This window comes from Novipirellula artificiosorum, assembly GCF_007860135.1.
GTDB classification, from domain to species: Bacteria; Planctomycetota; Planctomycetia; order Pirellulales; family Pirellulaceae; genus Novipirellula_A; species Novipirellula_A artificiosorum.
This window is the reverse complement of sequence record NZ_SJPV01000015.1, coordinates 26,024-40,199: the sequence shown is the minus strand read 5'-3', so window position 1 is coordinate 40,199 and position 14,176 is coordinate 26,024. Positions and strand designations below refer to the sequence as shown.

The 14,176-nt window shown below is 55.2% G+C and carries 13 protein-coding genes; 9 read left to right on the top strand and 4 right to left on the bottom strand.

The genetic code is table 11. The features are described 5' to 3' along the window. Positions 1 to 49: 49 nt before the first annotated feature. The 6 genes from Poly41_RS28215 (at position 50) to Poly41_RS28190 (ending at position 8,781) form a co-directional block, all read left to right on the top strand. On the top strand, positions 50 to 463 hold the full coding sequence (locus tag Poly41_RS28215) for a hypothetical protein (protein ID WP_146530717.1): 414 nt from the start codon (positions 50 to 52) through the stop codon (positions 461 to 463). Beyond that, complete coding sequence (locus tag Poly41_RS28210) at positions 450 to 2,036, top strand: LamG-like jellyroll fold domain-containing protein (protein WP_146530716.1); 1,587 nt, start codon at positions 450 to 452, stop codon at positions 2,034 to 2,036. The genes Poly41_RS28215 and Poly41_RS28210 overlap by 14 nt, the downstream gene beginning before the upstream one ends. 137 nt (positions 2,037 to 2,173) lie before the next feature. Further along, complete coding sequence (locus tag Poly41_RS28205) at positions 2,174 to 3,649, top strand: sulfatase-like hydrolase/transferase (RefSeq protein WP_146530715.1); 1,476 nt, start codon at positions 2,174 to 2,176, stop codon at positions 3,647 to 3,649. A gap of 17 nt (positions 3,650 to 3,666) precedes the next feature. Continuing rightward, positions 3,667 to 5,091, top strand: coding sequence for a sulfatase-like hydrolase/transferase (locus Poly41_RS28200; protein ID WP_197231738.1), 1,425 nt, complete (start codon positions 3,667 to 3,669; stop codon positions 5,089 to 5,091). A 131-nt stretch (positions 5,092 to 5,222) separates the two neighbouring features. After that, positions 5,223 to 6,107 carry a sulfatase-like hydrolase/transferase gene (locus Poly41_RS28195; protein ID WP_146530713.1) on the top strand — a complete coding sequence of 295 codons (885 nt, stop codon included), beginning with the start codon at positions 5,223 to 5,225 and terminating at the stop codon, positions 6,105 to 6,107. A 286-nt stretch (positions 6,108 to 6,393) separates the two neighbouring features. Next, entirely contained in the window at positions 6,394 to 8,781 is a 2,388-nt protein-coding gene (locus tag Poly41_RS28190) for a Calx-beta domain-containing protein (RefSeq protein WP_146530712.1), read from the top strand. Positions 8,782 to 8,807: 26 nt separating this feature from the next. On the opposite strand, the gene Poly41_RS28185 is transcribed toward Poly41_RS28190, so the two are convergent. Together Poly41_RS28185 and Poly41_RS28180 are read right to left on the bottom strand one after the other, a co-directional pair. Further along, the gene (locus Poly41_RS28185; protein ID WP_146530711.1) at positions 8,808 to 9,437 is read right to left on the bottom strand and encodes a hypothetical protein; all 630 of its coding nucleotides are present in this window, start codon (positions 9,435 to 9,437) and stop codon (positions 8,808 to 8,810) included. A gap of 105 nt (positions 9,438 to 9,542) precedes the next feature. Further along, a complete protein-coding gene (locus tag Poly41_RS28180; RefSeq protein ID WP_146530710.1) occupies positions 9,543 to 9,977 on the bottom strand; it encodes a hypothetical protein in 435 nt (144 codons plus the stop codon). 400 nt (positions 9,978 to 10,377) lie between these two features. Here Poly41_RS28180 and Poly41_RS28175 point away from each other — a divergent pair, with 400 nt between their 5' ends. Further along, positions 10,378 to 10,614 carry a hypothetical protein gene (locus Poly41_RS28175; protein WP_146530709.1) on the top strand — a complete coding sequence of 79 codons (237 nt, stop codon included), beginning with the start codon at positions 10,378 to 10,380 and terminating at the stop codon, positions 10,612 to 10,614. A gap of 200 nt (positions 10,615 to 10,814) precedes the next feature. On the opposite strand, the gene Poly41_RS28170 is transcribed toward Poly41_RS28175, so the two are convergent. Beyond that, on the bottom strand, positions 10,815 to 11,747 hold the full coding sequence (locus Poly41_RS28170; RefSeq protein ID WP_197231736.1) for a hypothetical protein: 933 nt from the start codon (positions 11,745 to 11,747) through the stop codon (positions 10,815 to 10,817). Between Poly41_RS28170 and Poly41_RS28165 the strand changes: the two genes are divergently transcribed. Together Poly41_RS28165 and Poly41_RS28160 are read left to right on the top strand one after the other, a co-directional pair. Next, on the top strand, positions 11,730 to 12,032 hold the full coding sequence (locus tag Poly41_RS28165; protein ID WP_197231734.1) for a hypothetical protein: 303 nt from the start codon (positions 11,730 to 11,732) through the stop codon (positions 12,030 to 12,032). The two genes, Poly41_RS28170 and Poly41_RS28165, sit on opposite strands and share 18 nt — an antisense overlap. 174 nt (positions 12,033 to 12,206) lie before the next feature. Next, on the top strand, positions 12,207 to 12,548 hold the full coding sequence (locus Poly41_RS28160; RefSeq protein ID WP_146530706.1) for a hypothetical protein: 342 nt from the start codon (positions 12,207 to 12,209) through the stop codon (positions 12,546 to 12,548). Positions 12,549 to 13,040: 492 nt separating this feature from the next. On the opposite strand, the gene Poly41_RS28155 is transcribed toward Poly41_RS28160, so the two are convergent. Continuing rightward, on the bottom strand, positions 13,041 to 14,132 hold the full coding sequence (locus tag Poly41_RS28155) for a pilus assembly protein TadG-related protein (protein WP_146530705.1): 1,092 nt from the start codon (positions 14,130 to 14,132) through the stop codon (positions 13,041 to 13,043). Between the last annotated feature and the right edge of the window lie 44 nt (positions 14,133 to 14,176).

Sequence of the window (14,176 nt, the reverse complement as noted above, 5' to 3'; positions counted from 1 at the left end):
CAAGTGGCTCGTGGTCTTGCTCATTCCAAAGAAAGGCCGTGAGGCCATCGTGAAGCGTCCTTGTGGGTCGCTAGAACCAAGCGGCGAACCAACTGTCCAAGTCGCCAAGCCCGGGCTGTCGCGACGAATTGACGCAATACCGGCAACCGGGCGGAACGTGGCCTTGTCGTCTGCGGGAACCGATGGTGTCAGTCTGCACGCGGGCGCAACCGCGATGCCGTGCCAAGTGATTGCCAACGCCCGCACAATCATGTGTATGGTCTCCAACAAAAGCGGCGGGCACATACGTCATCCTCATCACCGAACGCACCATGCCCGCCAAGAACTCACCGCAACGATGAGCGAAATTGGCGCGACGTTGAAGCGAACAGCCAACACCGTCGGACAGATGTTGTTCCGAATCCGCAGGACACTGATCGAATGCGTCTCGGACGAAAGTGAGGTCTCAGATGTCCTTGGATGAAGCGACTAGCAAAGAGCTTGAAGACATTCTGGCCTTGATGGGCGGCGATGCATTTGACGACGACGCCAGGCAGCGGCTGAACATGCTGGTGTCAGGGTCGGACGACGCCCGACGTATCTACCTGGAAAACTGTCAGATGCAGGCGATGCTGCAGCAATCGACACTGCTAGCATCGCTTGATGCGGAGAAGCGTCCGGCAAAGTCCGAAGTCAGTGGTCGCAGTCAGCGCTCGTTGTTTTCATGGGTGGGCTGGGCTGTTGCGGCGAGTGTCGTTTTCGTCATTGGCCTGGCAGCCGCCGGATTTTTTGGTGATTCCGGTGGGACGGTCTCGGCGCCTTCGACAATGATTGCCTGCGTCGAAGAGCTGGATGGTCTTGCCTGGTTCGATGAGTCCGAACTGTCACGAGGAGAAAACGTGCCCAGCGGAGCCGTTCGCCTTGAGTCGGGTTCCATGGAGCTGCGATTTGATCATGGGACGAGACTGCTGGTTCACGGGCCCGCGCAGCTATCGATTGATTCGGACATGCAGGTATCGCTGGTGCGCGGCCAGATCGCGGCGCAGGTAACGGAGGTCGCTCTCGGGTTCACGGTCCTCGGTCCCGATGCTGCCGTTGTTGATCTCGGGACGGAATTCGCGATGGCTGTGACCGGCGGTGAAAGCTGGGTGGAAGTCTACGACGGAGAAGTCGAAGTCGTGCTGCTCGACGAGGACGGACGCGCATGGAAGAGTCGCGAACTACTGACGTCGGACGCTGTTCGGATCGATGCCTCCAAAGGTCAGATTATCGATGAAGCATCCCCGGTTGCGCTGCCGCGTCTTGCTGAGGCTTCCTTGGAACCGCTTAGCGTTCCGGGCGAGTACGTAGAGAGTGTCCAAAACGCCGATCCCACACATTACTGGCGATTCGAGACGACAAATGAGAGGGGAATCACTGACACCATGGGCGATGCGGACGCCGTTCTTCATGGCGGGGCACGACTGCAGAATGGCGGTGTGTATTTTCCACCTGGTCGTCGAAACCACGGCTACGTGTTGATAGACAGACCGATGACTTCACTGCTGAACGACGAATTCACTCTGGAGATGTGGATGAACCCGTCCTTCACGCAGCGGACAACGCTCATCGATATCAACCATCGTCAACCCGAATCCGGGTCGCGTGAAAAGCTGTACCGCATTTCCCTGATGCCGATGCACGATCAACGAGTTTTCCCGGACCAATCCGTCCGCTTCATCAGTCAATTGTGGCCGTACGGTGAGCAGGAGTCGGTGAATGACTTTTCATCGCAGCGATACACACCTGGCTCCTGGCATCATGTGGTTGCGGTGCGGCGTGACAATCAGATTGAGATTTATTTGAACGGCAATGCGGTCGAAAGCGCGCTAGCGCCGCCAACCGGCGACCCGCTTGATGCGATGATTGCCATCGGAGCATTTCTGCGATCAGAAGGCTCAGACTCCTTAACCGGCCAGATATATTTCAAAGGGATGATCGACGAATTGGCACTGTATCCGAGGGCTCTTGCTGCCGAGGACGTGGCCGAACATTACCGCCTGATGCGCGGCGAATAGCTGCGGCCCGGCACGACTTGGCTTCTCGGCGAAGAATTCTTTGTCCAATTTTCGTAAAGATCTTTTGTCTCGTGCTATTTCCCTGGGACAAACCTGGACGCGTGGCCACACACGAATTAGCACCAAAGAGAAAAGTAATGAGAACGACACTTCTTGCCATTGCGATGTTTGCATGCACTGGTGCAGCAAACGGTGCCGATTCACGACCAAACATCATTCTGTTCCTGGCCGACGACATGGGACAGGGGGACACGTCGGCATATCAGGACTTCACCCGCAATCCGGACAAGTCACAGGTTCATACACCGACGATGGAACGACTTGCGGCCAGTGGGTTGCTATTTACCGACGGTCATTCGCCAGCAGCATACTGCAATCCCACCCGCATCAGCCTGTTGCGGGGTCGTCGTACGGTGAGCAAACCGGAGCAATTCGGTACGCCTCTCCCGGCGATGTTGCAACGAGCGGGGTATCGAACCTACGGCGTTGGGAAGTGGCATGTATTTTTTCAGAAGGGCGCAGATTTTCATGCCAGCTCTCCAATCAAACTGTGCGCCCTGGACTTCGGCTTCGATCACTACACGGGCACGCAACACAACATCACCAAGAGCCCTGCGTTTCATGTTGATCGCGCGTACCAGCGGTATGACGCGCAAACCAGGTCGCTCGTGCCCAATCACTCCAAAGACGCGCCGGGCTATGGAAATCCCGGTGGACCGCATGAGCCAATCTGCCAACAGATTTGGCTGAATACTGCACGTGGTTACATGGACGCGCATGCGGCTGCGGGCGGTCACGCCGATCAACCGTTCTTCCTCTATTACCCATCCCACGCGAACCATAACAAGCTGCTTCCGGCAAGCGACCTGGATGGCGTCCCGGTCAAGGGAGCCTGCCAAACTGCGGACGGCCGTGCGCTGTCGACAGATCGCGATTCGCTGAGGCTCGATCGATCGGAGATGATCTACGAGAACGATGTGGCCATTGGGCGATTGCTGAAGTGGCTTGGCGAGACCGACGATCCGCGAAATCCGGGCGAGAAGATGCTTGCCAATACGCTGTTCATCTTCAGCAGCGACAACGGGGCCAATGAACAAGCTGGCAGGCTGGCCAATGGACGACTATCGGAAAATAAAGGCAGCATCGAAGAAGGCGGGCATCGTGAGCCATTCATCGTTTCCTGGCCGAAGCGAATTCCGGCAGGCGTGACTTCGTCAACGCAGATCAGTTTGCTCGACATGTTCGCCACGCTGGCGGCGGTTGCCGGCGAAGAACTTGCCGACGACGAAGCACTCGACAGCTTCAACATGTTGGACGCGTTTCTTCACCCCGAGACCGCACAACCGCGGCCAAAGGGCATTTACGCGGCGCAGTCGTTGCGCCCTGCTCATCTGATGATTCGCGACGGAGATTTCAAGATCGTCTGGGAGACAACCAAACCACTTACGTTCACGGGCTTGTATGACCTGCGGAAAGACCTCGCCGAATCCCGCAACCTGCTGGGTAATCCCGAATTTGCTCAAGTCGAAAAGAAACTGAAACAACAGGCGAGAACCTTCCTGAAAGACGGTCGTTCGCGTCCTCGCAACGGCGCTGCCAACCAGCACAATTAAGCCGATGGAAGATGAGCATGAGACTTGATTTCATGAACCGAAAACTGTTTGTCGCGACGGTGACTTGCCTTGCAGCAGTCTCAGATCTGCCGCTTCAGGCAGCCGAGCAAAAGCCGAATGTTATTCTCATTCTGGCCGATGATTTGGGTTATGAAGACCTGGGGTTTCAGGGTTCCGATCGAATCAAGACGCCTCACCTTGATCGCTTGGCGAACATGGGAACGCGTTTCTCGGATGGTCATGTCAGTGCCTCCGTTTGCAGTCCCAGTCGGGCCGGACTGATGACGGGGCGCTATCAGCAACGATTCGGTCACGAAGGCAACTCGCCGCGTCGCCCAGATGGGATGGACACCAGGGAACAAGCAATAGGGCAGGCGTTTCAATCTCTCGGTTACCGCACAGCTATCTTCGGAAAGTGGCACCTGGGCAGTGAAGAGAAACACTACCCAACCCGGCGCGGCTTTGACGTATTCTGGGGTTTGCGGGAAGGTTCGCGAACGTATTGGTACGACGAGAAAAAAACCGACAAACCCGGCAGCGACAAAGCCATCGAACATAACGGGACGCAGGTGACATTTGATGGTCATCTGACAGATCGTCTCGGCGACCAGACAGTCAGCTTCATCGAAGACAGCAAAGACAAACCGTTTTTTGTTTACCTCTCATTCACTGCTCCGCATGGGCCGCTGCAATCCAAGCCTGAAGATATGGAGGCGTTAGGCACGGACGACCATTACCTCGGCTTGATCTACGGGATGGATCGCAATATCGGCAAAGTGCTCAGTGCGCTCGAAAGACACCAGTTGATGGACAACACGATCATCTGGTTCCTGAGCGGCAACGGCGGGATTGGTCCAACTTTCTCGAACTATCCACTGGGAGGAAAGAAGGGATTCAAATTCGAGGGCGGACATCGCGTCCCGTTCCTTCTGTATTGGAAGGACCACGTTCCCGCCGGGAAAACGTACGACCGGATGGTGTCTGCTCTGGATATCTATCCCACGAGTCTGGTCGCGGCGGGTGGTTCACTGATTCAGCCGCGCGAAGTCGATGGCGTCGATTTGATGCCGTATGTGACGGGCGAAAACGATGGTACCCCGCACCAGCGGCTTTATTGGCGCAAGCTGGAATGTGCCGCCATGCGCGACGGGCATTGGAAACTCATTCGCGTCGATGGCTATGGCCACGCGCTCTACAACCTGAAGGACGACATTGCTGAGCGAAAGGATCTTGCCGCGCAGCAGCCGGAACGAGTCAGTCAGCTGAACGGGCTGCTGGAAGCATGGGAGCGGGACAAGATGGAACCGCTGTGGGAGGAAGTCGCACGCTACACGGTCATGCGATATCAATACCACACCCAGCGATTCAAGACCGGTGAGATCGATCCGATGGTTAGTGGAAACGCTCCCAAGCGGAACTCCGGCAATACTAACAAGCAGTGATGAGTGTCGTGGGCATTGACCTTGACCTTCGACGCAGCACCTGGATATCGAAATGAAACAGACAACCTACATCACATCAATCCGTTTGCTTCTCATTACGATCGTCACGACGTCGTTGGTCGACTCGATACATGCAGCAAGCGAACAGAAGAATCGACCCAACATCGTTCTCTGCATGGCGGATGACCTTGGCTGGGGGGGATGTTGGATACAACGGGCATCCGCACATCAAAACGCCGGATCTGGATCAAATGGCAAAGTCCGGGGCGCGGCTCGATCGTTTTTACGTCGGTTCACCGCTGTGTGTACCGTCGCGAGCGGGATTGCTAACCGGACGCATCGCGACCCGTTGTGGCATCAGCAATCATCGCGGTGCTGTCAGTCATTTAAAAGCCGACGAGTTCACCATCGCTGAACTCGTCAAAGCTAAAGGCTACGCGACGGGGCACTTCGGGAAGTGGCATCTCGGCATGCTGACGCCGGACTACAAGGGGGACAAAAGCGTCCTGATGACGCCGGGTATGGCCGGCTTCGACGAGTGGTTTGCGAGTCCGTCGTCGGTCCCGACGCACAACCCTTACACCGATCCTGGAGGGATCGGGCGAGCGCTCAGCGGCGTCTCTTCGCCAACGGCGATTGATCTGCGAGCTGGCTACGTTCACAACGGCAGGCCATTGGAAAAACCAATCGAAGGCTGTGCGGCCGAGATCGTGATGGATCGAGCGATTCCCTTCATCCGTGACGCCGCAAAAAGGAAGCAGCCGTCTCGAAGTCATCGATCGTTAGGCCATCGATGCTCAACCGTCTGTTGTGCAAGACGACGGTTCGTCGTGGATATCTGCGAAAATAAGGGGCCTTTACTCTGGTTTCGGAAATACTATTGGCTCGCATCTCGGGCGAGCCCCTGCGACGCGGTGGATGAGCGATGGCGCCCGAGGATGGCTGAAAAAAAACAATGGACCGTAAAGAACTCTGGAATTGCAGAATTCACCCATCTGCCGCGATTCCCATCGTGATTGGCGGTTTACGGCCTTCGCCGTTCTCCGCTATTATTCGCGGCTATCGGTTTAGCTGTGACTATCCTTCAGACAAGGGATGGTTGATTTTGGCACCCACCCGCTGATTCAAGTAAGCAGTAGCAGGGCCATATTCCCGCTAGATCTGAGCACAAATTTCAACAACTCTGCGACCACCGATCGATTTGTGACCTAGAGTTTAGGTTGTGGAGACCGAGTCGCCACGACGTGTCGCTTTCCCTAATCAAATCAACCCCTTTCTATTTCACCTCCGAAGAAAGTCACGATGTCCCGAAAACCACTGCGTAAGCGATCAGGTCAACAACAGAAAGTCCGTCGTCGGCTGTTTGCCTTCCAGACTCTGGAGCCGCGTGTCGTGTTGAGTGCGATGTCGCTAGTTGACCATGATTTTCCCGTGGACGATGGATTGGGCGAGTATCATCATGACATTTATGGCAACGAGTATCACCAACTGCCCACGGCGATCGGCCACGCAGAGGCTGCTGGGGCGACCGAGGGGCCGGCGAGTCTCGACGGGATGACGCTGGCCGACACGTTCTCGCTTCACAGCAATCCTGGCGCATCTCACACTGTTTTTCTTGATTTTGACGGACACGTCACGTCCGGAACGTCCTGGAACAGTTTCAATGGCGGAGCGGACATCGTCACGCCCGCCTTCAATACCACCGGTGACGCCACGCTTGCCGACTCGGAGCTGAGTCGAATTCAAGCCATCTGGCAGCGAGTCGCCGAAGATTTCATTCCCTTCGATGTCGATGTCACCACCGAAGAACCTAGTTTGGATCGTCTGATCAAGAGCGGGTCGGGCGATAATGAATGGGGAGTCCGCGTGTCCATTGGTGGCAACGGATCGTGGTACGGAAGCGCCGGTGGCGTGGCCTATATCGGCTCGTTCAACTGGAGCAGCGATACGCCGGTCTTCGTGTTCGAAGACAACTTGGGCAATGGCAACGAAAAGTACACCGCCGAAGCGATCACCCACGAGGCTGGCCACGCATTGGGGCTCAACCATGACGGACGCACCTCGCCTTCGGAGGGCTATTATCAAGGTCACGGCAGCGGTGCGACTGGATGGGCGCCGATCATGGGGGTCGGCTACTACAAGGCGTTGACTCAGTGGAGTCGCGGCGAATACGCCTACGCCAACAACACTCAAGATGATCTTGCGATCATCACCGGTAACAACGGCTTCGGATATCGCGCGGACGATCACGGCAACACGACACTGACCGCGTCGGTGTTGTCCGCGGAGCAAGGCTCCGTTGCCGATTCGGGAATCGTCGAACGGAATGATGACGTCGATGTGTTCACCTTCCTGACCGACGCGGGCACAGTCAGTTTTGACGTCACGCCGTTTGAGCGAGGGCCGAACCTCGATATTTACGCGGCGCTGCTCGATGCAACCGGGGCCTTGATCGTCTCGTCCAATCCAATCGGATCGCTGTCCGCGACCGTTTCGGCAACGTTGGCGGCGGGGCAATACTTCGTCCAGGTCAACGGTGCCGGACAGGGCGACCCCGCATCCCTCGGCTACAGCGATTATGGCAGCCTTGGATCGTATTCGATCAGCGGATCGCTGGTGCATACCAATGCGGGATACGTCTCCATCAGCGCGACCAGCGGCGATCAAACGGAAGGCGATGCCGGTGCCAAGACGTTTACGTTTACGGTGACGCGAAGTGGTGATACGTCATCCGCAACCGAGGTCACCTGGGCGGTCAGCGGCAGCGGGGTGTCCGCCGCGGATGCATCCGATTTCGCTGGCGGGGCCTTGCCGAGTGGGATCGTCGCATTCGCAGCGGGAGAGACATCGAAGACGATTTCAATTGACGTGTCGGGCGATACCGATTCTGAGTCGGATGAGTCGTTCGTGGTCGCTCTTTCCAACCCGACAGCGGGAACTCTGATCGCGACTTCAACAGCCAATGGCATGATTGTCAACGACGACGCGGCTCCAAAACCTCCCGGAATCACGGTCTCGCCCACAAGTGGGCTGACGACCAGCGAAGCCGGGGGATGGGCTACGTTCAGCATCGTCCTTGACTCGGCACCGACTTCCGATGTCACGGTCTCACTTTCATCCAGCGACGTCAGTGAAGGGATTGTCGACAAAACGACTTTGACCTTTACACCTGGAAATTGGGGGACCGCTCAAATTGTGACCGTCACGGGCGTGGATGATGCGGTTCGCGATCGCAACGTTTCGTACGTGATTCAAACCGGCTCGGCCCAAAGCAGCGACGAGGCCTATAGCGGACTCAACGTGGACGATGTCCAGCTCACCAACCAGGACAACGAAAAAGGCGGAGGTGGTGGTAAAGGGAAGAAGAAAACGCCGGCGGCGGCGTTAACGATCGAGGTGGTCGCCCCGACGGACCTTCATCCATCGATCGAGGCGGTCGCCCCGACCGATACTCAACGATCGATCGATCGAATATCCAGCGCCCCAGATCGCTTCGAAGAAGAGGTGAATCGAACCTTCATGGGGACGTCGAAAGCGAAAGCGAGCAAGTTCGAGCAAGTCGATACCTTATTCGCGGCCAGGACCGCCAATGATGCCAGCGAAACCGAAGTTGATGAGACATCAGAAAAAAAAGAATCGAGTCTCTCTTTCGAGCGACTCGATTCCCTTTGGGCAATGTGGGGGTCGTGAGTGACACGACCAATAACTCAGACCGTCTAAGCGTTTTTCTTGCGGCGTCGTCGAACGTCTGCGCCGCAGCCAACTGCTAGCAGCGACCAAATCGCAAGCGTCGCGGGTTCGGGAACGGTAACAACTGGGGATGGGCTCGCATCTACATACAAGCCAAACGCAAATCCGCTATCGGTGTTTGTGCCGTCTCCGGGGTTTTGGGTCAAGCTTTGTAAGTGCGCCCCTAACTGTCCGAATCCAGCATCGTCGTTCCCGATCTCGGTGTTGGCCTCCGTGAATATCGACGTACTCCAATACCCGGATAAAAGCGTCGAAGTAAATGTTAGGTTCGTTGAATCGTTAACGTCATTATTCGGTTGCCCGGGCTGATCATTGGCTATGAAGGTGAAGGCTGTACCACCAACCCCCGGGTTGCTATCCTCCACGGTAATATTCCAGCCAGCCGGTGAAAAATTAGAGAAACTTACGTTGGAAGACGACACGTCCAAGTTGAAAAGGAACGCATCGAGTTTGATACCGGGATGAAGCGGAGAGTTGATGTCGATAACCCAATCCGCTGTCGTATCTAGCGCATCGTCAAACGTCACCTTGACATTGACAATCAAATTGTCGGGATTTTCTGGTCGTAAGTCGCCAGTCAGCGTCGAAGTGATCATACCAGCCGACGCCGCGGAACTGGAGAACAGAAACGCTACAACGAACAATGAAGCTGCCCGTCCATACTGAATTTTAATTAGTCTTTTCATCTGACAATCGCCCCGTTAAGAAGGATCAAAAAATTGACTACAACAAGAGGTTGCAGCCATCGCGATGGGGATTTTCAGTAACTCGATAGGTACTGGGGCGGGTAGTTTAGGATCTAGCGACAGCGTCACTTGCTCACTCGACACACGCGCGGCAGCCTGCCAATCACCCATCCCTAATAAGTCAGGGAATTGTGGCCCATTTGCAGACGAATCTGCTTGCATCGTACCCAGCAAGGATGCACCGACTGAGTCATCTGCATCTGTTGATTCAATGACCAATTCATGAGCGATAACTTCCAGCGACGAACACTTGCAGCTGATTTCCGTATCGTCCAACCGGTTTGTGACCAGCATCACGCCAGCTTGTCCGCTCGTTACCCAGGCAAGAGCCAACGCTACCGACGTCACGGCCTGCTTGATTTTCGCTATGCGAGGTTGTTGGCTGTTCACAGGAGATAAACTGAATATCGGGGGGGACTGAAGTGGCCATCTTCGTTTTACTACGAACGATCTGACTCTGCAAGCATTTTTCGCCTGCTGTCGCGGATACACGCTTTACGAGGAAAACGTCCATTCACTACAGCGGTGTCTTTTTTGCCACTAATGCCAGTGGGGGGAGCATCGGATGCTTTGAGTAGGCCCCATTGTGGTGCTGGAAGAACCCTAAAAAGGGCAGTCTGGATGTTTACCTGCGGAGGCTGGGTGATTTTGGCAACTTGGGCCAGGTTCCCTTAGACGTTGCCGAGTGTTTGGAGAATTATTTGGAAATTTACGTTTCGCGTAGCTCAGAGTGGTCGCATTCGAGTCGATTACGCTTGCACTCTTCCGCTAAGATGTTCGGCGAGCGAGCGTGATTATTGTCGACGCCAAGGACCTTGAAGAAGACGAAGCAATCGTGACGATCCTGCACGAAGCGGGACACGCCTATTTACAGTACGGTTCTTGTCCGAATGTTCCGAAGGCCTTGATGGAACGGCAGGAACATGAGTACTGGGACTTGGTTCGTAAATGGCTTTCTGATCGCTTCGGCTCTTGCATCGATCAAGCTGAGCGACAGGGCAGTGGTAGCAGAGGAATCGCAGAATAATCATTGCTGCGAAAGTTTTGATGAGGATTGCCTCGCTGCGTCACCGGATCCTGTGGGAAGCCTGGTACACAGAAAATGATGGGTTGGTAAATTCGACAGCAAGCGGGCTTGATCACCCGCCTTCAACGCCGTCGTGGCGACCGTCTCCCAGCGGCCCCTCTGTATTACAAACTGTTGAAAGCTTGTTTTGGCAGCAAAGATTATGCGGTCATTGCGAGAAGTTCGGTATCGCGAATTTTCTGAGCCGCCGTCATAACTTTCTGCCCTTTTTGTGTAATTCGATAGTAGAACGTGCCTGAGACTTTTCGGATCAATCCGTGCGCGCGAAGCAACCGTAGCAACCGAGTGATACGCCAAGCGGCCCGCTTCCGCTCGTTGTCATTGCGATTGACATGTGGAAAGAGCCTTGACCGTAGGTCTTTATTGCGGAACCCTTGCAAGAGAAAGGTCCCTTCCTGCAGAACCGAGAACATGCGAACTTCGTTCGGTTCGATCGGGCGCAGTCCCCGATATGGTCGTCCCTGTCGGATGATCCGGCGACTTACTGGATCAAGTATTTTGTGCGCGGGAGATGATTCTCCCACGACAGCGAGTGCCTCAAGATAGCGCTCATTCGCGGCGTGACATATTTCCACACGCCGGGCAACGTCAGCGACGCTCTTTCGCATCGGAAACCATGCAACAACAACTTCGCCGCCACGGGTCGCTTTTCTCCGAACGTTGAAGCGTCTCGGATTGTTAATCGTGGTCTCGATTCTCAGTACGCTGCCCGCCTTGTCGTACATTTTGATCGAGTTCTCATCGACCCAGTGCTTCATTCTTACTCCTTCCACACGATGCTTCACATCGCTTGTCTCTTCCCCGTCAAATTCAGAATGAAAACGACGGCCCATAGATCGCATCACATCGCGACAGCTGAAGTGCTGAACTGCGTGATTGACAAGAGCGGGGTAGATGGCATTAAGAGATGCCTCATTAGCGAACATCACATCAGTCGCGTATTCACTTTCGCGCATGCTCCAGTAATACGCTGGGAACTTCAGTTGACTTTTCAGTTTGAGCCAGGGATTGAACCGACGGGCCAACGCATTCAGGAAGTGAACCCAGTTTCGCTGGTGCAGATCGTCAATCATCTGCTGCGCCTTGGCGAGGTCATCAATATGGGTAAAGCAATTGCTCTGTTTGTTGTAACCGATGCCAGCCTTATCCAGTCGACGCGCAAGGTATTCACGCCCATTCAAACAAACCTGGATGGTCATGGGAAGCCAAGTCTGCAGTCGGATGTGCATCAGGCCAAAGTCCCGATCGACAAAGTAGAAATAGAGGAACAAGCATTTCCTTCGGGCATATGCCAGTTCAAGACGTTTCCCTTTCCGATCTTTGCGAAGCTCGTAGGTTTGGCACGATTCCACACATGACAAAACGCAAACCAATCCCTGCTGAATTGAGTCTTGCCCCATGATGCTTCGCGCGCAGTCTTCTTTGGAAATGGATGAAGACGCCAAGTATCGGAACGGCCGGCCATGTGCCGCAGCATATTCAGCCGCGTGTTCCTTGATTTTGTTTGAGATGCGTTGGACGAAACCGCCGAAATGATTGTAGAGGACCCCATGTACGTTCAGATACTTATCCATCCCGTCCACGTAACTCAACGCCCGTATGGTCCCACGAAAAAGAATTCGGTCGAATCCCGACAAAACACCGATGATGCGTTCAAGATCCACCGTAACGATGAGTGGCAACTCGGCGGTCACGGATGCCGCCGCATGAAGCCCACCGATGTCATGGAAGGCAGTCAGAGTGCAGGCCCAAGGATGGGCCGTAGCGAACGACCGAGGCGAGCGCAGCGTGACGAGTCGGTGGTGGTGAGTCGGCCACCAGTGAAGCGAAGGATGAGCGGAACGCTGAGTGAGGGAGATCGGCATCGGTGGTAGGAGTCCAAGACTATCCATAGCGAAACGTGATCCGAGTACCGTCGATGGTGGTCGACCGTGCGAATGGCGGACGAACGAGGGCAGGATGCCCGATCAGGGCGGGAGGCAGGATGCCGTACGCCGCTAAATAGAGCGCACGTAACGCAACACCGCCCGCCGCAAGTCGAACGCGACGCGGAACAAGCTCGGAAGGGAGGAACGAACTGCGGTTGCGAAGGCGAAGCGGTCTACCGGACAAAGGACTCGGAGGCGAAACGACTGGCCGCGAGAGATGGATTCGCTGAGACGATCTTCAATCCCAAGGCGGACGCACGAATGTCCTGTTGCAGACGGAAGGCCGTGCCCCGACCCCAAGCCGTGATCAAGAAACGTGAAACATGCACTGTCGGCAACGATTCACGAGCTCGGGCTTGGCAAACGCAGCTTTCAGGACGAGATCGAATCTGAGTCCGATGCTGCGACAGCACGGCGACGACGGAGTCTGTTGTTGGATCATTCGACTAATGCGGGCGTGGTATACGCTCCTTCGATGACCCCTTCGGTGACGCTCAAGTCGGAACTTGGCTTCAGTATTCCATTGTATGTGTAGGATTTTTGGATTTCGACATAGGTGTTTTTGGAACCATGAAAATGTGAGTCAAACACCACACACACGGCCCATCCGGTGATGTGGAACTCCAACACGCTTCCCTGGTTGGTCACGCCATCGAACAGGGGAATCAGCTTGGTTTCGCCCTTCACCGTATGGAGTGAGGACTTCATCCCACCGGAGAGCCCTTGGTCACCATTTGCATTGAAGTCATGGCTGCTCCTGATCTGGTTGCTCTGAGGAATGCGGCCCTCTGCGTAGAGTCCATCCAGGTGCACCTGTTGGAGACCGTTGAGAACTTGATCATTGATTGTTGCCGTCGAGTTTGCAGACGTGCCGAGGTTGAGAGTCCCCCAGTTGCCGGGGAGTTGACCCCCAGAGCTGTCCTCCATACGTCCGTCGCCGTAAATACTCCAAACATTACCGTCAGGCGTTGCCTTCCAAAGATCCTCTGGGATAGAGAAAGGCAGCACGCCCACACCGGGTTCCAGAATGCTTGCCTTTTGCAGCACTGCCGTCGCCGTCGCACTCACGTCCGAATCATCCATGCCAAAGATCCTCGCGAAAAACAGCGAGACGGGGGAGTTGGCGGAAGAATCACGACGAAAGGTGACACGAACCGTGTCAAAGACACCCGTATCCAGAAGCTGAACGTCACTATAAATGGTTTCTGGATCGTATCGCCCGATCTCAATATCGGAGCCAAGAACAGTAAAGCTCCCCACATCCCTTACGTTCAAATTGGCAAAACTTCGGATCGTCGCACGGACCTTATCCAAGTCTTGATCCCCATAGGCGTCCGGCACCAGATCGCGAACGGCTGCAAGTGCGGCAGCATCGGCGGCGTGTTGCAGTCTGGATCGTTTCTTCAACAGGTATCCGCTATCGACGGCGAATGCCAGCATGGCGATGAAAATTGGAAATAGAATAGCCGCGATTACAACGATCGCGCCCTTGCGTTGCGAACGACGCCGCATGGATGGTCTGTGTAACATGGTTTCTGTTCCTCTTAGTCCGGAATGACAAATCCAACGAAGCC

Coding starts and splice junctions, on each gene's coding strand:
- Poly41_RS28200 (WP_197231738.1), top strand. CDS start 3,667: ATGAGACTTGATTTCATGAACCGAAAACTGTTTGTCGCGACGGTGACT.
- Poly41_RS28160 (WP_146530706.1), top strand. CDS start 12,207: ATGATTGTAGAGGACCCCATGTACGTTCAGATACTTATCCATCCCGTC.
- Poly41_RS28210 (WP_146530716.1), top strand. CDS start 450: ATGTCCTTGGATGAAGCGACTAGCAAAGAGCTTGAAGACATTCTGGCC.
- Poly41_RS28195 (WP_146530713.1), top strand. CDS start 5,223: ATGCAGCAAGCGAACAGAAGAATCGACCCAACATCGTTCTCTGCATGG.
- Poly41_RS28185 (WP_146530711.1), bottom strand. CDS start 9,437: ATGATCACTTCGACGCTGACTGGCGACTTACGACCAGAAAATCCCGAC.
- Poly41_RS28155 (WP_146530705.1), bottom strand. CDS start 14,132: ATGTTACACAGACCATCCATGCGGCGTCGTTCGCAACGCAAGGGCGCG.
- Poly41_RS28170 (WP_197231736.1), bottom strand. CDS start 11,747: ATGATTGACGATCTGCACCAGCGAAACTGGGTTCACTTCCTGAATGCG.
- Poly41_RS28205 (WP_146530715.1), top strand. CDS start 2,174: ATGAGAACGACACTTCTTGCCATTGCGATGTTTGCATGCACTGGTGCA.
- Poly41_RS28190 (WP_146530712.1), top strand. CDS start 6,394: ATGTCCCGAAAACCACTGCGTAAGCGATCAGGTCAACAACAGAAAGTC.